13 protein-coding genes are annotated in these 18471 nt (G+C 60.3%); 5 read left to right on the top strand and 8 right to left on the bottom strand.

Annotation, left to right across the window (positions count from 1 at the left end; translation table 11 throughout):
* Positions 1-1505: 1505 nt before the first annotated feature.
* The gene (locus M1E16_RS22560; RefSeq protein ID WP_458128421.1) at positions 1506-3170 is read right to left on the bottom strand and encodes a ShlB/FhaC/HecB family hemolysin secretion/activation protein; all 1665 of its coding nucleotides are present in this window, start codon (positions 3168-3170) and stop codon (positions 1506-1508) included.
* A gap of 97 nt (positions 3171-3267) precedes the next feature.
* Entirely contained in the window at positions 3268-9372 is a 6105-nt protein-coding gene (locus M1E16_RS22565; protein ID WP_458128422.1) for a two-partner secretion domain-containing protein, read from the bottom strand.
* 301 nt (positions 9373-9673) lie between these two features.
* On the opposite strand from M1E16_RS22565, the gene M1E16_RS22570 reads away from it, so the two are divergent.
* The 5 genes from M1E16_RS22570 (at position 9674) to M1E16_RS22590 (ending at position 13853) form a co-directional block, all read left to right on the top strand.
* Positions 9674-10078, top strand: a complete 405-nt coding sequence (locus M1E16_RS22570; RefSeq protein WP_458128423.1) for a DUF488 domain-containing protein — start codon at positions 9674-9676, stop codon at positions 10076-10078.
* Positions 10079-10285: 207 nt separating this feature from the next.
* Complete coding sequence (locus tag M1E16_RS22575; RefSeq protein WP_458128424.1) at positions 10286-11788, top strand: hypothetical protein; 1503 nt, start codon at positions 10286-10288, stop codon at positions 11786-11788.
* Between the two features lie 303 nt (positions 11789-12091).
* The gene (locus M1E16_RS22580) at positions 12092-13369 is read left to right on the top strand and encodes a colicin E3/pyocin S6 family cytotoxin (RefSeq protein WP_458128425.1); all 1278 of its coding nucleotides are present in this window, start codon (positions 12092-12094) and stop codon (positions 13367-13369) included.
* Positions 13366-13599 carry a DUF7683 domain-containing protein gene (locus M1E16_RS22585; RefSeq protein WP_434655821.1) on the top strand — a complete coding sequence of 78 codons (234 nt, stop codon included), beginning with the start codon at positions 13366-13368 and terminating at the stop codon, positions 13597-13599. The genes M1E16_RS22580 and M1E16_RS22585 overlap by 4 nt, the downstream gene beginning before the upstream one ends.
* Entirely contained in the window at positions 13596-13853 is a 258-nt protein-coding gene (locus M1E16_RS22590) for a pyocin S6 family toxin immunity protein (RefSeq protein WP_458128426.1), read from the top strand. The genes M1E16_RS22585 and M1E16_RS22590 overlap by 4 nt, the downstream gene beginning before the upstream one ends.
* Positions 13854-13938: 85 nt before the next feature.
* On the opposite strand, the gene M1E16_RS22595 is transcribed toward M1E16_RS22590, so the two are convergent.
* The 6 genes from M1E16_RS22595 to M1E16_RS22620 all read right to left on the bottom strand — a co-directional run bounded on the left by M1E16_RS22595 (position 13939) and on the right by M1E16_RS22620 (position 18318).
* Positions 13939-14640 (bottom strand): hypothetical protein, encoded by a 702-nt coding sequence (locus M1E16_RS22595; protein ID WP_458128427.1) that lies wholly within the window; start codon positions 14638-14640, stop codon positions 13939-13941.
* A gap of 124 nt (positions 14641-14764) precedes the next feature.
* Positions 14765-15001, bottom strand: a complete 237-nt coding sequence (locus M1E16_RS22600) for a Rieske (2Fe-2S) protein (RefSeq protein WP_305498941.1) — start codon at positions 14999-15001, stop codon at positions 14765-14767.
* Positions 14985-15842 carry an iron-containing redox enzyme family protein gene (locus M1E16_RS22605; protein ID WP_458128428.1) on the bottom strand — a complete coding sequence of 286 codons (858 nt, stop codon included), beginning with the start codon at positions 15840-15842 and terminating at the stop codon, positions 14985-14987. The genes M1E16_RS22600 and M1E16_RS22605 overlap by 17 nt, the downstream gene beginning before the upstream one ends.
* Positions 15839-16642 carry a dihydrodipicolinate synthase family protein gene (locus tag M1E16_RS22610; RefSeq protein ID WP_434655806.1) on the bottom strand — a complete coding sequence of 268 codons (804 nt, stop codon included), beginning with the start codon at positions 16640-16642 and terminating at the stop codon, positions 15839-15841. Before M1E16_RS22610 ends, M1E16_RS22605 begins: the two co-directional genes overlap by 4 nt.
* A complete protein-coding gene (locus M1E16_RS22615; RefSeq protein ID WP_434655803.1) occupies positions 16632-17150 on the bottom strand; it encodes a DUF6190 family protein in 519 nt (172 codons plus the stop codon). The genes M1E16_RS22610 and M1E16_RS22615 overlap by 11 nt, the downstream gene beginning before the upstream one ends.
* The gene (locus tag M1E16_RS22620) at positions 17143-18318 is read right to left on the bottom strand and encodes a pyridoxal phosphate-dependent aminotransferase (RefSeq protein ID WP_434655801.1); all 1176 of its coding nucleotides are present in this window, start codon (positions 18316-18318) and stop codon (positions 17143-17145) included. The genes M1E16_RS22615 and M1E16_RS22620 overlap by 8 nt, the downstream gene beginning before the upstream one ends.
* Positions 18319-18471: the final 153 nt, after the last annotated feature.

Here is an 18471-nt window from a genome sequence, read left to right on the forward strand (position 1 = left end):
GCAGTTGATGCCGTTCGCTAAACCCTGTGGCGAGGGAGCTTGCTCCCGCTGGGCTGCACAGCAGCCCCAAAGCAGCAAACCCAATTTACCTGACACACCGAGGTGCCTGGTTCAGGGGCCGCTTCGCAGCCCAGCGGGAGCAAGCTCCCTCGCCACGGGGTTAGTGTGAATACTTGAATGAACAGTGTTGCCACCGTCGATTCGCGGGCAGGCCCGCTCCCACAGGGATTCGGTTTCTTTTTCAGATCCGGTGGAGGGATGGCAAGCACGATTGGCTGCGCCTGGACATCAGCCCAGGCGAGTTTTGATTGAATCCAACAGGCGAGATGGCCGACGCAGTTGATGCTGTTCACTCAACCCGTGGCGAGGGAGCTTGCTCCCGCTGGGCTGCGCAGCAGCCCCAAAGCAGCAAGCCTAATTTTCCTGACACACCGAGGTGCCTGGTTCAGGGGCCGCTTCGCAGCCCAACGGGAGCAAGCTCCCTCGCCACGGGGTTAGTGTGAATACTTGAATGAACAGTGTTGCCACCGCCGATTCGCGGGCAGGCCCGCTCCCACAGGGATTCGGTTTCTTTTTCAGATCCGGTGGAGGGATGGCAAGCACGATTGGCTGCGCCTGGACATCAGCCCAGGCGAGTTTTGGTTGAAGCCAACAGGCGAGATGGCCGACGCAGTTGATGCTGTTCACTCAACCCGTGGCAAGGGAGCTTGCTCCCGCTGGGCTGCGCAGCAGCCCCAAAGCAGCAAACCCGATTTTCCTGACACACCGAGGTGCCTGGTTCAGGGGCCGCTTCGCAGCCCAACGGGAGCAAGCTCCCTCGCCACGGGGTTAGTGTGAATCCTTGAATGAACGGTGTTACCACCGCCGATTCGCGGGCAGGCCCGCTCCCACAGGGATTCGGTTTCTTTTTCAGATCCGGTGGAGGGATGGCAAGCACGATTGGCTGCGCCTGGACATCAGCCCACGCGAGTTTTGGTTGAAGCCAACAGGCGAGATGGCCGACGCAGTTGATGCCGTTCACTCAACCCGTGGCGAGGGAGCTTGCTCCCGCTGGGCTGCGCAGCAGCCCAAAGCAGCAAGCCTAATTTTCCTGACACACCGAGGTGCCTGGTTCAGGGGCCGCTTCGCAGCCCAGCGGGAGCAAGCTCCCTCGCCACGGGGTTAGTGTGAATACTTGAATGAACAGTGTTGCCACCGTCGATTCGCGGGCAGGCCCGCTCCCACAGGGATTCGGTTTCTATTTCAGATCCGGTGGAGGGATGGCAAGCACGATTGGCTGCGCCTGGACATCAGCCCAGGCGAGTTTTGATTGAATCCAACAGGCGAGATGGCCGACGCAGTTGATGCTGTTCGCTCAACCCGTGGCGAGGGAGCTTGCTCCCGCTGGGCTGCACAGCAGCCCCAAAGCAGCAAACCCGATTTTCCTGACACACCGAGGTGCCTGGTTCAGGGGCCGCTTCGCAGCCCAGCGGGAGCAAGCTCCCTCGCCACGGGGGCTTATGCAATCAGAACGAGTAGCCGATCTGAGCGAGCAGTTGCGGGTTTTCCTGGCGTGTATCGCTTTGCGCTTCGCCGCCGGAGTGGCGCCACGCGACCGTTGCGTCGAACGACAGCTGGCCGTATTGAGCGCGCAAGCCGACACCGCCGCCGGAGATGCTGCGGGTGTTTTCCTCATCGGCCCACTCGTTGTGGTTGATGCGCACCTTGCCGGCGTCCCAGAACAGGTAAGGCGTGAGCTTGTCGATCGGGTAGCGAAGCTCGATTTGAGTCAGCATGCCTTCGTCGCCCGAGCCTTCGCTTTGTGGATAAGCGCGTACGCCATCGATGCCGCCGAGGCTGAAATCTTCGGAGGAGTCGAGGTTGTCGTTGCTCCACTGGCCGAGGAAACGGGCGAAGAGCGTGAAGTTGGCTGGCAGCGCTTGCAGGCGGGCGAGGTCGACATTCACTTTGCTGAAGTCGCCTTCGGTCTGGGCGGTCTGACGGTCGCCTTCGCGCAGCGCCGAATCCAGCTTCAGGTCACCGTAGGTCAGCGTCGCGCCGCCGTAGGTGATGCCGCCGCCGAACAAAGTGTCCCTGACGTCAAACTGCAAGCTGATGGGCAGCGAGTTGCTGCTTTTTTCAAAGCTCAGGCCGAGCACTTCGTATTTGTCTTCAAGGTCCTTGTGCTGGTACTGCCCGGCCAGCATGAGGTTCGCCTGGTTGCTGCGCAGCAGTGGATAGCTCAGGCCGACGCTGCTGACTTCGGCAGTACCGGTCGCACCCAGGTCGGCGAATTCGGCACCCAGGTCATAAGAGCTCTGGGCGTAACCGATGTTGCCACGCAGGCCAGAAGTGCCCAGTGGCATCGAGTAGCCGAGGCTGCCGAAATACAGGTCTTCATCAGTGGCCATCACCGCGGCGCTGAGGCGATCGCCCAACATCAGCGGGCTGTTCCAGTCGCCTTGTACCGTCAGGCGATTGCGCCCCGAATAACGGTTGCCGTGGTTGTCCAGCGTGGCCTTGCCCTCGAAGGCCTCGGTTTTGCTCACCTGGGCATTAAGGTCACCGGTGCCGAGCGCTTCACCCGGACGGATGACCGGACGAACAGCCACGCCCGGCAAGTCGGAGAGCACCAATATGCTGCGCTCCAGGCGCTCACGCTCGATCACGTCGCCCGGCTGCAAGTCATCCAGGAACGGCTGCGCCTGGGCGGCCAGTTTTGCATCGTCGTTGACGGCGGTGACTTTGCCATAGCGGCCCTCGATCACGGCGATGGTCAGCTCGCCTTTTTCCATGCGTTGTGCCGGCAGGTAGGCGCGGGCGAAGGGGTAGCCTTGCTCGCGGTAGTAAAGCGTGACCTGCCGGGCCACTTCGCGCAGCGCATCCAGATCAAGGGCCTGACCGATGGCCGGGGCAACGACGCGTTGCAGGCTGGCCTCGTCGATGCGGGTGTTGTCGGTGAAGCGCACGGCGTTGAGCTGGACTTTGGCGCCGCCGACTTTTTCCTGCGTCGGCTGTGGCGCCTCGACATCCAGGCGAATGCTTTGCGGCAGCTCCTGCTGCGGAATCGGCAGTTCCTGCAGGATGCGACCGGCGTCGGGGATCGAGCGTGCCGGCAGGGTCGCCGCCCAGGCCGGGGAAGTGGACAACAACGCCAGACCGGCGGCGCAGGACATCAGTTTGTTATGCATTGGATCAATCTCGAAAAATTCGGCTTGCCTGAGCCCATGACCACGTCCGCGGACGTGGCCAGGGGGCTCCTTCAAATGAAAAGGTGGATGTCAGGGTTCAGGGACGCATGGCCAGGCTTGGCAAGCGCACACCGCCGCGTACGACGAACACGGTCTGCGGCGGATAGGCCGCACACGCGCCGCCGGCGGATACCCCGCCGTCGGAGCAGACGTTCCCGGCCAGTTCCCGCTCGCTGGCGGTGTCCTCGGCCTGGGCGGCCGAATCGCTGTCGCCCGCATTGCCGTTCGCCCGAGTGCCGCCCTGGTCCACCAGCAGGAGACCGCCGTCCTCGACGCCGTAGTCAGACCAGTCAGCCGGTTTCGGCTGGGCCGGATCGAGCTCCGGGGCATGCGGCGAGTTCTGCTGCGCGCCAACGCGAGTTGCATCGGCGACGCTCTGCCGGACGGCCTCATAGTCAATGGACGAGGTCACGGTGAGGTTAGCGTTGGCCGGGTTGCTGACGATCAGGTAACCCAGGTCTGCCAGCCCACCGATGTTGATCAGGTGCGAGCCTGGGCCGGAAGTCCCCACCGAGTACAGCGGGTTGCCGAGCATCTGCTTGGTGTCGCCGTTCCACAGACCGTTGGCGTCATAACCGCCGATACCGCCGCCGTCGAAGGTGGTGCTGCCGTCGAACACCTTGGTCTGGGTGGTCGTACCGTTGGTTGAAACCACCAGGGTCGGTTGCTCGCGGTACACGGCATGCACGCCGCTGTTGCCCAACGCCCTGCCGAAGTTGCTCTGCTGCTCGTCGCTGTTATAGCGGAAATTGCCGCTGCCACTGCCGACCACATCGACCATCCGGGTGCTACCGGCAAGGCTGCCGGTGTAGATCACCGCCCGACCACCAACGCCGGTGGACACGGTCACGCCGGCATCAGCCTTCACATCACCGCCCGCGGCCACGCCCGCCGAAGCCGATTGGCCGGCGTTGAGCACGATCGCATCGGAAGCGTTACTGGTGGTGCTGACGTTCTCGGCCAGGGTGATGTTGCCGGTCGTCGTTACGACCTGGACCTTGCCGGTGTTGCCGATGCCGACGATCTGGTCCAACTGGGTGCCGTCCAGTGCCGTCTCGGTCAACCTGCCGACGGTGACGTCGCTGCGGTTGACGAAGTTGACGTCCTTCGCTCGGCTGGCGATATCGCCGACCCAGTTGCTGGCATTGCGCAGGTCGAAATCACCACCCTTGAGGGCCAGGCCGTCGGCGGTGATGTTGCCGTTGCCGTCCTGGGTGGTCTTGCCGCCGATGTTGAGGAACACGTTGCCGCTGGTGGCGAGCCCTTCGTTGATTGCCAGATTGCCTTGGGTGCCGATGCTCACGTCACCGCTGTTGTTGACGCCGGTGGTGGTCTTGACCACGTTGCCGTTGCCATCGGTTTCAGTCAGCGTGCCGACCTTCAGGTTGCCGGTGTTGTTAAACGCAACCTTGCCCGCCTCACTGGCGATGTCGCCGACCACGTTGCCGTTGTTGCGCAACTCGAAGTCGCCGCCGTTAAGCGCCAGGCCATCGGCAGTGATACTGCCGTTGCCGTCCTGGGTGGTCTTGCCGCCGATGTTGAGGAACACGTTGCCGCTGGTGGCGAGCCCTTCGTTGATAGCCAGATCACCTTGGGTACCGATGCTCACGTCGCCAGTGTTGTTCACGCCGGTGGTGGTCTTGACCACGTTGCCGTTGCCGTCGGTTTCAGTCAGCGTGCCGACCTTCAGGTTGCCGGTGTTGTTGAACGCAACCTTGCCCGCCTCACTGGCGATATCACCGACCACGTTGCCGTTGTTGCGCAACTCGAAGTCGCCGCCGTTGAGGGCGAGGCCGTCGGCAGTGATGTTGCCGTTGCTGTCCTGCGTGGTCTTTCCGTCGACGTTGAGGAACACGTTGCCGCTGGTGGCTAGCACTTCGTTGATTGCCAGATTGCCTTGGGTGCCGATGCTGACATCACCCGTGTTGTTCACGCCGGTGAGGCTGGTTTGCGTGCCGTCGGCATGGGTCGCGGTCAGCGTGCCCACCTTGAGGTCGCCGCTGTTGTTGAAGCGGACTTTGCCCGCCTCGCTGGCGATATCGCCGATCACGTTGCCCGAATTGTTCAACTCGTAGTTGCCGCCCAGCAGCACCAGGCCACTGGCATCCAGCTTGGCCCCGACGTCGCTGGACTGGGTGGTGTTGCCCCCTACTTCCAGAGTGATGATGTCGTCGGCACGGGTTTCGCCATTGTTGGCGTCATCCCGTGGGCCGTTTTCGATGGTGATGCCTTTGGCCAGCGTCAGGTCGTGATCGGTTTTCAGGGTGACCGCCTCATCGGAGGTAATCCCCACGGTACCGTCCACGACGCCCACCGTCAGGTCGCCGTTGCCGGCGAATTTCAGGCTGCCGACATCGGCGGCGATGACACTCACGTCATGCCCGCCCTTGCCCAGGTTGAAGTCACCTTCGCCGCGCAAGGCCAGTTCGTCCGCAGTGATGGTCGCGCCAGTTGCCTGGGTCGCGCCTTTGCCCGCGTCGACGCTCAGGGTCAGGCCCTTGCCGGTGGCGCCGTCCTCATCGCTGCCTTCGGGGTCCTTGAGCGCCAGATTGCCCAGCAGGTCCAGGACGCCGTTGGCGACCAGGGCCAGGTCGTCCTTGAAGGTCGCGCCTTCATCGTCGACGGTGATGTTGCGCGTCTTGTCGTTACCGATGACGACCTTGTCGAAGCCATCCTGGATATTGGCCAGGTCGGCGTCGGACAGCACCAGCGGATCGTTAGGCCCGGTGACTTCCGGATCGTCGCTGCCGCCCAGGTGGATATCCAGGCCATCGGTCTTCTGCTGCAGGGTGAGGCTGCCACCACCGGCGACGCTCGCGGCGAGATCGATTTCGTCGGCGGTCAGGCTCGTATCGCCCTGGGTGACCAAGGCCTGGCCGACGGTGAGGGTGTCGGAGACAAGGTTCAGATCACCGGTCTGGGTCATGCCGGCAACCGGTACGCCTTGCGGGTTTGCCGAAGTCTGGCTGTCGGGAATGGTCACAACGCCAACGGTCAGGTCATCGACATCGGCAAAGCTGACCGTGCCGGTGTTGCTGGCGATGGTATTGACGTCGTTGCCGGCGTTGTCCAGATCATGGACGGCACCGTTACCCAACAGCACCAGGCCATCGGCAACAATGGCGCCGCCAGCGGTCTGGTCGATCTTGCCGCCATTGCTTTGCAACGCCAGGACCGGAGCCGGTTTGTTGTCATCGTTACCGGTGCCCGGTGCGTCCGCCACGGTCAGTTGGTCATTGATGTTGATATTGCCGGTACCGGCATCGAGGACCAGGCTGTCATTGAAGCGGGTTTGCTCGATGACGTTGATGTCACCGGTCATGTCGGCGCCACCGATCTTGACGGAAGTGAACCCGTCGCTCAGCGCGCCGATGTCGGTGCCGGTCAGCTCCAACGCTCCGGGGGCATCGCCGGTGCTGCCGCCCACGGCAATGTTCTTGCTCGGGGTGTTGGTTTCAAGGGCGATGCTGCCGTTGCCGGTGACGCTGCCAACCCCACCGTTGAAGTTGATATCGTCCGCCTTGATGGCCAGGTTGTTATCGGTGCTGTTGAGGCTGCCGTTGAACGTGATCGAACTGCCCTGCAGGCCCTTGCTGCCCGAGGTGTTGGTCTTGATGTTGTCGACGTACAGCGAGCCACCGACCTGCTTGCCGGCGGTCTGGTCGAAGCTGCCGGAAACGAAGACGAACTTGTATGTGCCAGCCCTATCAGCCGTTGCCGTGCGGGTTTGCCAATTCACCGCGCCGGTACCGTTACCCGTTTCGTTCAGGATGATCTGGTATTCGCCGGTGTTTACGTTCAACAGATAGCCGAAGACATCGTAGGTGTCGCCACCAGCGACCGGTTTGTAATCAAAACTGACCGCTTCCCCTGCCGCCAGCGAAACCGTGCCCTCGCTCACGACCGAAGGGCCGCGCATGATGCAACCGGCGGGCGCGTTGAGGCAGTTGGAATTGTTCTCGGTACCCAGCAGCAGCGCAGCGCCGCCGTCCTTGCCCTGGCCAGCGGCGGCAACCGGGGTGAGCGGTTTGTAGTTCATGTCGCCCTGGTCGCCAGGCGAAACACTCGGCGCATTGCCGTTGGTTGGCGAGGTGGTCGGGAGCGTCGGGTCATCTGGCGATACCACGCCGTCGACCACGGTGACGCCGGTGAAAAACTGGGCGATGGACGTCTGCCAGCCGACCAGGCCGTTTTCGAAGTCGGCGTTCAGGAACTGCGAAGTGCCCAGCTCGACGGCGCCGGTGTAGACCTGCTCGCCGCTGGTGAAGACTTTCGCGCCGTTGATATAGGTTTTGCCGGCGCCACTGGTGGTCGCGTATAGCGAGCCCAGCGCGCTGTTACCGCCGACCATGTCACTGAAGATGATCGAACCTGAACCGGCATCGACGCGCAGTTGGCGGTTGTTGGCCACCGCGTCGGAGTCCACCACGCCGGCAAACACGACGTTGCCGCCATTACTTTTCAGGCTCACATCGGTGTTGAGCGCGACTTTGCCGTTGAGAATCAACGCGAGGCTGTTGCCATTGCCGGCGCCACTGGCGTCGATATCGCCATTGAGGAAAATATTGCCGAAGACGTAGCGGCCGGTTCCGCCGTCGTTGTGTCCGGACTGCAGGGTCAGCGTCCGCTCGCCGCTGATGCTCGACGGGGTGTAGTCGCCATTCCAATGGATGCTGTTGTCGGCCTTGATCGCGACGTCGGTGCCGCCGGCCAGGGCCGTATCGATCGCGTTGAAGCCAACCGTGGCTTCTGTCCCGTTGGCGCCGCCGGTCAACCCTCCGTTACCCGGCCCCACCGTGACGCTGTCCGGGTCGAGCAACCACAAGCCGCCCTTGCCGTTTTTAGCCGAAGCATCGGCCGCCTTGCTCACCGCCAGCTTCGCACCGCTGGTTTCGATCTTGCCGCCGTCGCCGCCCTTCGCGCCGCCGGTGGCTTTCAGGGTGCCGTCCACGCGGGTCACGCTGCCCGCTTTCTTGACATCCGACCAGGCCACCACGGTACCGCCCTTGCCGTTGTCGGTGGCCGATGCGTCGAGCACGGCACCTGCGGCGATGGTGGTCTGGCTGGCCTGTTTGATCGACGGGTCCTTGCCTTGCCAGCTGCCGCCCACATTGATTTCGCCACCGCCCTTCGCGCCGGTGGCGTCGAGCCCGGCGCCTGCCTTGATCGCCACGCGCTCGCCAGTCACGACGATCTTGCCGCCCTTGGCGGTGTCGGAGGACACATCGATACGCCCAGCGACTTGCACATCGCCATGGTCCCCCATCAGCGTGACCAGGCCGTTTTCACCGATGTCCAGGGAGCGTGCTTCGATCAACCCGGTGTTGTTGATGACGGTGCTTGCGAGGGTTTCCGCCGCACGGGCGGTCAGCAGGATGCGGCCGGCATCGGCACGAATGGCGCCGCCGTTTTCGATCAACGCTTGAAGCGCGCCTTCTTTCACTTCCAGTTGCACCGGCCCGCCCAGGTCGAGCGTCACGACACTGCCGGCGCCGAGCAGGACATTGCCCTTGTGCGCGGTGATATTGCCTTCGTTGACGATTTTTGCGGCGATCAAGGCAACGGTGCCGCCTGGCGCTGCATTGATGTTGCCCTGGTTGACCACCGAGGCGGCACTGTTGCCACTGAAACGGTAGTTGCCAGCGAGGAAATCTTCGGTGCTCAAGTTGAGCGTGGAGGCCACCAGGCCGCCCACATCAACCTGTGCGCCAGGGGTAAACAGTACGCCGTTGGGGTTGACCAGGAACACCTGGCCGTTGGCTTTCAGCGCGCCCTGGATTACCGACACATCCGAGCCCAGCACACGGTTCAAGGCCACCGACGCCTTGCCAGGCTGGACGAATTCGACGGTGTTGCCTTTGCCGACGGAAAAGCCCTGCCAGTCGATCGCGAGCTTGTCGCTGCCCTGGTGAATGGCCATGTTGTTGCCATTCTGCTGAATGCTGCCGTTACCCGCGACGATGTTCCCTCCGGTGGGCAACGCTCCCGCCGCCGCTACCGAGGCGAAAAGTCCGCCGCCCACGCCGATGACGAGGCTGAGCGAGGTACGGCTTTTATCCTTGCCGTGGCTCTTGACCAACTCGGATGCCACCTGCCATGCGCCCATCACGGCATTCCAGACGACTCGGTAAACTCTGTTCATTTTTGTTCACTCATCCTTAATACGGCGGGCCGTGCCATGACGACCAGGCGGTTCGCTGTCGACAAATCAAATGGAAAACCGCCTCCGGACGGACGACGGCTCGAAAATCCCCACAGTGCTCCGCGCCATCATCTCTGCCGCCTGCGGAGCGCACCTTTGCTTGAGCGCCCGCGGCTTTTGATTGAAGGGGTCGAGTGAACTTTTTTTCATAAAGGGTGGGTAAAGTGCGCTGGAAGGAGGCTGGTCGCCTCGTCGTGGGCGACCTATGCTGACGCGGTCCCACTTCGACAGGCAGACGTTGATGATCCGATGCAAGCGCGCCTACGAAACCGCCAGTGCCGAGGACGGCGTGCGGGTTCTGGTTGATCGCCTGTGGCCGCGTAATTGCCGCAAGGATGCGCTGGCATTCGATACATGGCTGCCAGAAGTTGGGCCTTCTCATGAGTTGCGCAAGGCGTTCAAGGCGGGGACGGTTTCGTTTGCCGAGTTCGATGTGGCGTATCGACGAGAGCTGGCGGCCCGGCCGGAACATTGGTGGAAGTTGGTGGATATTGCGAGGGACGGGACGCTGACGTTGGTGTATGCGGCCAGGTCGCCGGTTGAGAATAATGCAGTGGTGTTGGCGCGGTGGCTGGAGGACGAGATGGAGAAGCGGGCGGATTCGAGTTCGCCGGTTTGTTATCTGGGGGAGTTTCCGGAGCTTTGAGTCACTGAACTACCTGTGGGAGCGAGCCTGCTCGCGAAGGCGGTGGTACATCCAACACCTTTGCAAGCTGACCCACCGCTTTCGCGAGCAGGCTCGCTCCCACAGTAGTCTGTGCCCGACCAATCAATCAAAATCGGCTTATTGGCTTGCTTGAGGTTGGTGGTGTGCAGCTGGGATACGCAGAGAAACCACGAGGAAACAGGCGTGATGGCAGCTCGTTTTGATCCATTGGTTCATATCGATTGGAAAACACCGGGCAGCGACTTGCTCGGGCTGTTGCAGCATTACTATCCCGACGTCGGTGTGTTTGCCGGCCCGGAATTCGAGGCGTTGTTGGATGAGCTGTCCAACGAGATGCCCGAGGTCTGCTTCGAGGCGTTGGCACCGGTGTTGGCGGGTCAGGGTTATGACTTGTGGAACCTGGATGCCGGTGGCGACGATTATCGGCCGGTGATTTTTCCTTCCGATCAGCGTGAGGCGTTTGCCCAGCATTGGCAAAGCCCTCGCGGGGAGCCGAGGTTCACGGCGACGTTGATCGAGCCACCTGCGGTAAAAGCGCGCAAACCGGCCAAACCCATGCGCGGCAAAGTCAAGTGGTTGCAGGAAGTCCATGACTATCCCGGCCCCACCTATGTGCATGCATACAACTACCGCAACGGCTGGGCCGCGATTACCGAGCAGGACGAAGACCGTTGGCTGTGCTTCCTGATCGACTACAACCAATGGCCGCCCGCCGAACAGGACATGCTCGATCAGCGCGCCGATGGCGTGGACGGCGCCGATCTGCGGCTGATCGACGCCAACGCCCAGCGCAGCCTGTGGAGGCGCCAGATCAAACACGGCGATTACAGTGCGGATGATCGGTTCAAATACGAGGTCCTCCGGGGCGATGCCATCAAGGATTTCGGCCCTGCCGAAATGCAATGGCAGGCATTCGAAGAGCCTTGTGTCGTGATGGATGAGGAGATTTTCGAACGTCAGCGCATTTACCAGCCCGAGCATCTGACGCGAATCTGGCGGATCACGGGGGACAGCAGCGAGGTGATCTTCGAGGATTCGGAGGAGCTGACAATCCTGCCCATCGGCCCTCGTCGATTGCTGTTCATGCAGCACAACGGCAAGCGCTGCTGGGTCTGGAACCTGGACCCGCCGCACCGGGCCATCGCCGCCAAACCGATGCCAGCCGAGGCCTACAAGCTGCGGCCAGCCACGGCGCATCTGGGCGGTGACGAGATTCTGCTGTTCAGCGAGGGCGCGCGGCAGAACGTCGAGCATCCGGGGTATCAGGAGACAGTGTTGCTGGCGTGGCGCTTCAACTTCATCACCGGCGCCAAGACCCAGGCGACGCTGGACGGCTTCGGCAGTGAGCTGCGCCAGGACACCCGGCTGCTGGTCACCCAGCCCAAACAGGTGATCACGTTGCGCACGTTTCATGGACAACTACACGTCGCGCGTGGGCATGGCGACTGGTGGGTTTGGAGCTATCGCGCCAACACTTTCGGCACACACACGCTGGCGTGGTTCTGGAACCAACGGAGCAACCAGGTGCTGAAGCTGACGTCCAAGGACCTGCCGCGGATCAAACCGGAGATTCGTTATGTGCCGGCGCAGGATCGGTATCTGGCGTTCGAGACGGAGTTTGTGGCGCGCTTGCCGGTATTCAGCGACATGGTCGAGGCCAAGGGTTGCGAAGCGTTGAGCTTCGAGTGAGCCACCGCTGCCGCACCGTGATCCGTTGAACCACATTATTCCCGTGGCGAGGGAGCTTGCTCCCGCTCGGCTGCGCAGCAGCCGCAAACCTGCCAACCTTTTTTTCCTGACACACCGCCAGGGGGCTGCTGCGCAGCCCAGCGGGAGCAAGCTCCCTCGCCACGGGGGATATGTGCTGCCTAGCAACCCGCGAACCCGCGCGCCGGTGCGACTGGCCCGACATATGCCGCAACGGTCCTTGCATTGCTGGTCATGGAACGCCTCACCAGAATGGCCCGCCTACTTGAAACGCAAAGGAACGCAATGCGCTTGATAAGGTGGGAGGAAAAAGGCTTTGAGTCGACCGTGGCTGCCGATGTTGCCGCGCTTACGGTCGAGAGCGCGCTGATGAACGGCCTCACCGTCTATGGGCCGGATCAGTATCTAATACACTCGAGACTCCACGGAGGCATCGATATCGTCAAGGCCGTCAGGAACGGCGACTTGTTATTGGTGAGCATGGCGTTCGGCGGTTCAAGCGGCGGTTCCATGCCACGCCAGAAACCGGAACCTGAACCGGTTCGCAGGCCCCCGGAACGATGGCCGCAGCCCAAGCCACGCGAAGACCTGGTGTTCGCCAAATCCTGCAGCGCGGAAAACTGGTGCCGGACAGGCGCCGGCGTCATCCGCGAACCGGCCTCGAACTTCGGCCGGATCATGGTGGCGGGCGCCATGCTCATGCCCTCGGCGAGTACCGCCATTGCCTCGGCCCTTGGCGCTGACCTGGCGCTGGGTCGCATCGCCGGCGGCGGGATCATGCAACAGCGCCTGACCTGGGCGCTACGCGGCGCCGGCGGCCCAGCCAGCGTCTTCGTCCTGGGCATGCTCCCGGCCAAGATGAACGACGGCACGCTGTACACCGATGACCAGCTACGCCGCCTGAGCCACGCCACCACCCGCGTGCGCTTCCAATTGCGCCGCGATGCCGAAGGCGTGCTCCAGGTATATGGCATCCACAGCGGCCCATCCGGCGACGACTCGGTGCGCACCGTACAGGTGACTTGGAACGCCGACCAGACCGCCATGGAAGCCAAGCTCAACGACGTCACCCTCATCTGGACGCCACAGCAAACCCCGCATGGCTCGCTTCCGCCGCTGAACTATCCGGAGGATATTAGCAAACAGCTGGACACGATCTTCGTCCATCCGATAGAGGAGGATGTCGACAGCCAGATTGATGGGCTGCCCGGGGAAGACATCACGGCCGAAGACTGGATTCTGGTGTTTCCGGCAGATACGGGGCTGAAGTCGCTTTATGTGGTGCTTTCAAAACCCGCTCAAGGAGATCATAAATACTACCCACCTCCAAAGGGGCTTATTGCGTTTCCTGATGCAATAATCGCCCCCCGTAAGACGCCTATAAAAGGCGGAGGTGGCCTGCGGAAGCGATGGAAAACAAAGGATGGGACTATTTACGAATGGGATAGCCAGCATGGGAGAGTCGAAAAATACAATAAACGTGGAAAACACCTCGGGGAATTCAATTCCGTAACAGGTGAACAAACCAAAGAAGCGGACGATACACGCGAGGTGGAACCTTGAAATACATTGTTGAGGCTTTTGACAGATCGAGCGAGTTCTTGGCTTTTGAGGTTGAGCTCCCCGAAAACTGCGACGTACCACTGAAACAAATCATGGGGTGGACGGCGCCGCAGCGTGGCGATGAAGGTTATGACCTGAGCCCCAGCCAAGCCGCCGCTATTGAAGCACTAGTCGGCAAACCATTTTACGACCACGATCATATTTTCCAGCTCTCCTGCAACATTGATTGAAGAAATACGTACCGAGTGATTTGGAAATTATCGGCTTTTTTAATGAAGACCACGAGGACGATTTTATTCAGTTCGAACTCGACGTGGATTCCAAATTTGAGCCAGCGATCATGGATATTTTGGGCTGGGAGAGCTTGGCGAACGAGGTCGTCGGCGAGTTGCCCTTAAGCATTGCGCAGGTTCGACAAATAGAACGCGTAATACAGCAACCACTACCTGAAAATCTCGACTTGTTTATCGGGGTACGGCCATAACATTGGGGCTGCTGCGCACCCCAGCGGGAGCAAGCTCCCTCTCCACGGGTAACGGCAATCATGCCGGATCAGCTTTTGCCCACCACTACCGCACCGCCTCCCCCTGTGGATAAACATCACTGACATTCAGCGATAACTGCGCAGCCACTTCGTAGCCATCGGCCTTGGTGAAGTTCAACTGGAATTCCTGGTACGCGGGGCCCTTGGTCCAGCGGTTGACTTGCAGGTCCTGATACCGGGAGCTTTCTCCCGGCGCAAGCTGGCCGAACTGTGGATAACCCGCGTCGGCAAAAATCCTGTCTGCGTCGAACCAGTCCAGTTCTTTTCCGAGACTCACCGCGGGTCCCACCGCCGCCCACGCCTCTGGCGTGACTTTCTGGCCAACGTCGAGGAAGAGCACTTTGCTTTCTTTCGCAGCGATCAGGAATGGCAAGGTCATCGGCGTTCCCGTGGAATCGAGCAGCTTGGATTTCATGCCGATGTACTGCCCGCCGCCCTCCTCCCGGCGCTCCCATATTCGCCAGTCAATGACGCTTTCCGGATTGAAGCTATTGTTGGTGAGGATGATCTTGTAACGCTGTTTGAAGAGTACCGGGAAGTCGGCGTGGGGCTTGAAGAACGAGATTTTGTCGTGTTCAGCACCGACACGGACAATGATCGGTGTCTTGCGACTGGCGATGCCGTCCTGGTATTGCTGGTAGCTGAAGTAGGCGGACGCGATGGAGACGACCAAGGCGAGTGTTGCAATGACATCCGTTCGGGTGAGGGTCTTGAACCATTTGATCATGGGTGGGCTATCCGGGCATGGGCAATCGGTGGGCTGGCGCGCAACTGCCAACCTTGACGGAAACCGCCGCATCCCCAAGAGGACGCGGCGAACGACAGTAATACCGCACCGTCAACTCGGGTGCCTAACTCAAGCGCTTGACCTCAAGGCGCCCACAGGGCGGCCCACTGAGTTGCTCGCCCGTTTCCAGGCTGAACACCGAAAAGTGCAAGGGGCAGGTGATGCTTTTACGCTGCTGATTGATCACCCCGTGCTCCAGCCATCCGGCGCGGTGTGGGCAAGTATGCGGCACTTCAAAGTGCTGATCGTCGATTACGACGGCGAACGTGCCCGGACGATAGAATTCAGATGGCTCGCTCAATCATGCGCTCCTTGTCGAAGTGTTTTTGGCGCCTCGCCTTATCGACGGCCGCATCAAACGCGGCGTTAGTGATGTCACGTCCCATGCAGATGCCCTCCCACGCCTTGACAGGATCGAGGTCGCACGCCGTGTCCATCGCTTTGAGCAACCGCTGGCCTTCAATGGCGTGGAAAACATCAATATGGACATGCTCGGAATAGTAGGTGTGGGCTTTGATCTGCAACCGCGAGCAGATCGACGTGTAGCATTCAAAAAAGAATGGCACGACGGTTTCGAAGTAGGTGATGACGCCTGCGAAGTACGACGGATCATCCGCCCTCATCGTCAACCAGCAGAACATGTTGGGAAACGAGAAACCGGCCGGCGCGTTGACGTCGATGTAGAAGGCCAGGTCAGTGGGCATCTGCAACTCATTGAGCAGATCGATATACAACGTGGTGTGGGACCGTTTGAGGTTACCGGACCCGAACTCGTCGATCATCATGCGTAACATCGGCATTTGCGCGGCCAGGCTGAGACGGGGCATGAGGTGGTAAAAAACCTGCGCCTCGGTCAAGCCATCCAGGGCGAATTCCTGCACCAGGATCTTGAATTCCTCAAGGTTCATATGCTCGCTGACATACACCGCGCTGGGCGGCACCTCGCTGCGGTCCATCTCCACCAGTTCAGCCAGTTGCTTGCGTAACGTGGCGAGATCAGTCGGCGGATTGGCGGTCCGCGTCTTGTCGATGGTCGACTCGATCCAGTCACGCTCGAAGGCCAGGATATGGTTTTCCAATGGCTTGAGCTGCTTGATGCAGGCGCGATTCGCCAGGAACAGTTGTTTCTGCAGGTCGCTCATGCCATGACCTCCTGCTCTGCGAAGACACGGTCGGTGCTGATGACGCCGCGTGCCTTGAGTTCCTTTTTGACATGGGCGTACCAATCGTCCGCAGCCAGTTCGAATTGCTCATTGAGCGTCGCCACCAGGCCACCGACCATGGTTTGTCGGGCACCGATCGCCAGCCGGCAAAGCGCTGGCTCAAGATTGGCCAACGACACGACATTGCCGTCGGACTCCAGCTCTCTCGCCAACAGCATTTCCCAACCGATGAAGTAATCCAGCCCCTCGTTGCGCAGGCGCTCGATTTCACTCTGGACGCGCGGCTGGGAAGGTGAATCCTTGATGCCGATGACTCTCGGTAACTGGGCGATGGCAAGCAAGGTGTCGAAGCTTTTTTCATTACCTGAGAGGGCCGACTCGTTGTAGATGAAGATATCCAGTGAGGTGGCGTCATGGACCGCCCGGTAGTGATCGATCATGTCTTGCTGGCTGGTGCCTGAAGCGAAAGGCGAAGTGAACATGACCGCCTGGGCCCCAAGGGTTTGCGCCAACCGCGCATATTCGATGACTTCGGCGGTGGTCGCCCGTTCAATGCCGGCGATGACGGTTTTATCTTGTGCGTGCGCCAGCGTCAGCTCCAGCATGCGCTGCCAGTCGCGCTTTCCAAGCCGCCAGCCTTCACCGGATGTCAGGCACGGAATGTAGCCATCGACAAACGGCCGCGAGCTATGCAGCAACCTGCGCACGCTGGCTTCGCAGACATGCGAATGCTCATCGAGGGGCGTAATCAACGGTACATAGATGTGCTTAGCCGACATGTTGGAAGTCCTCCTGGCCGATGGTCATTTCCATGGACTGCTCATACAAGCGCTGAAGTTTTTCAGGAAATACGGATTGCGAAACCGAGGGAGGAAATGTCTGCAGGAATGGCTTGAGTAAACTGACCTCGCGCAGCGACTCGTCATGGGTGAAAAAAGGTTGTTGGTGCTCAACGACATGAGCCACCAATAACTTTTTTTCCACGCTCAGGTGCGCCCAGTCAGGCTCCAGGCAGGCGCGTTTCAAAACCTTGTTGCAATAGCCCTGACGCTGGATATCCATGTCCGTATGGAGGACATCCATGAAGGGGTAATAAACGTCCTGCAAGTGCCGGCTTTTTTTCCAGATGATGGCATCACAGATACCAATCTGACCGAAACTCATCTGCACCTGATGCGAATAAAACGCGCCGAAAAAACCCAGCGACCTGGCCCGAATCTCAGGGTCGCTATGGTGCATGCCCATGAAAACAGTAGCGTCGATAACCGCAATGGAAGCTTCAGCCATGATAGTTCTCCAAAGCGCGTGCGATGGTTTCGACCGCCTGTTCGAACTCCTCGGGCTTGCGTGCCAGTGCCAGGCGAATATATTTCTGCCCCGCCTGCGGCTGGCTCCAATAAAAGTACTTGCCCGGCAGGACGTAGACTTCGTACGCCATCAGGTAGGCCTGCAAATCATCGGCAGTAACACCGTCATGCAGGATCTCGAACCAGGCGACACTGGTTTCGATCTTGGGCGTCAGGTAATTCAGGAAGCTCCCCTGCAGATGGCGTCGGGCGGCAGCGCGGTTAACGTCAAGTACCGAACGCACCGATTCGAAATCATCATCACTGCTATCGCGAATGTATTGAGTCACGACATTCAGGATGAAGGGCGACACGTTCAACAATACGCTGGTCACGATGCTGTAGATGTCAGCGTTGATGGCCTGGCTGGACATGATCGTGGCGCATTTGGTGTCCTGTAGCGGCCAGGTTTTCCCGGTGTCTTCCATGATGATGTACTGGGTGCCGATGTCATCGAGGATGGCATAGGCATCAACGCGACTGCCCCCGGCCGCCTTGATAAACGCCGCGAAGCAGAAGTCCAGAATGAGCAGCTTGCCGTGGTCCTTGCAATAGCGCGCCACTTCAACAAAGGTGTCGGCGCCCTCGGCGAACATGCTGGTACCGGTCGGGTTGTTGGGATCGACCAGGAAAATCGCATCGACATTTACGGCCGCCAATTGAAGCTTCGCATAGACATCGGTTGACGATTGCAGAAGGGCTTCGTCCAGCGGCGTCAACGGCACTTCCATGTGCTTGAGCAGGTCATGCAGGTTGTCGAAGCATGGTTCGATCAAGCCGACACTCATGTTGCGTTTGCGCAGGTAGGTCGCGGTGATGTGCATCGCGATCGAGGCTGCGTAAACCAGATAGATTTCATCATGGCGCTTGAGCGCATGCTCCTGGCCATGAAAGGTAAAGAACGCCTGGATGAATTCCTGCTCGCTCTGGTACTGGCTTTGGCCTTGAGCGCGGTACCAGAGTTCGGGAAGCCGATTGACGATCTCCTGTTGGGTAACACTTTGGTCCTGATGGGTGTGGGCGTCAGCAAGATTGAAGCGTGTCTTCAAGGCAGAAATTTCATGTTGGGTGATATCTTCTTTATCATCCAGACGGGTCATGACACTCATGTTGTTATTCCTATAGGTGCTAAAGATGCTTATCCCACTTGGCTGGCTCACGGCGCCGTGGATAAACCCTGTTCTATAGTTAACATTGTTTTATTGTCCGACAACTGTACTTGGGTGCAGCTTTAATTTTTGCGCCTGTATCTAGGTACAGCT

It is taken from the genome of Pseudomonas sp. Z2-11, from assembly GCF_054161305.1.

What these genes read in the sequence shown, in the direction of transcription:
- M1E16_RS22560 (WP_458128421.1), bottom strand. Translation starts at nt 3,170, where the DNA reads ATGCATAACAAACTGATGTCCTGCGCCGCCGGTCTGGCGTTGTTGTCC.
- M1E16_RS22565 (WP_458128422.1), bottom strand. Translation starts at nt 9,372, where the DNA reads ATGAACAGAGTTTACCGAGTCGTCTGGAATGCCGTGATGGGCGCATGG.
- M1E16_RS22570 (WP_458128423.1), top strand. Translation starts at nt 9,674, where the DNA reads ATGATCCGATGCAAGCGCGCCTACGAAACCGCCAGTGCCGAGGACGGC.
- M1E16_RS22575 (WP_458128424.1), top strand. Translation starts at nt 10,286, where the DNA reads ATGGCAGCTCGTTTTGATCCATTGGTTCATATCGATTGGAAAACACCG.
- M1E16_RS22580 (WP_458128425.1), top strand. Translation starts at nt 12,092, where the DNA reads ATGCGCTTGATAAGGTGGGAGGAAAAAGGCTTTGAGTCGACCGTGGCT.
- M1E16_RS22595 (WP_458128427.1), bottom strand. Translation starts at nt 14,640, where the DNA reads ATGATCAAATGGTTCAAGACCCTCACCCGAACGGATGTCATTGCAACA.
- M1E16_RS22605 (WP_458128428.1), bottom strand. Translation starts at nt 15,842, where the DNA reads ATGAGCGACCTGCAGAAACAACTGTTCCTGGCGAATCGCGCCTGCATC.
- M1E16_RS22610 (WP_434655806.1), bottom strand. Translation starts at nt 16,642, where the DNA reads ATGTCGGCTAAGCACATCTATGTACCGTTGATTACGCCCCTCGATGAG.
- M1E16_RS22615 (WP_434655803.1), bottom strand. Translation starts at nt 17,150, where the DNA reads ATGGCTGAAGCTTCCATTGCGGTTATCGACGCTACTGTTTTCATGGGC.
- M1E16_RS22620 (WP_434655801.1), bottom strand. Translation starts at nt 18,318, where the DNA reads ATGAGTGTCATGACCCGTCTGGATGATAAAGAAGATATCACCCAACAT.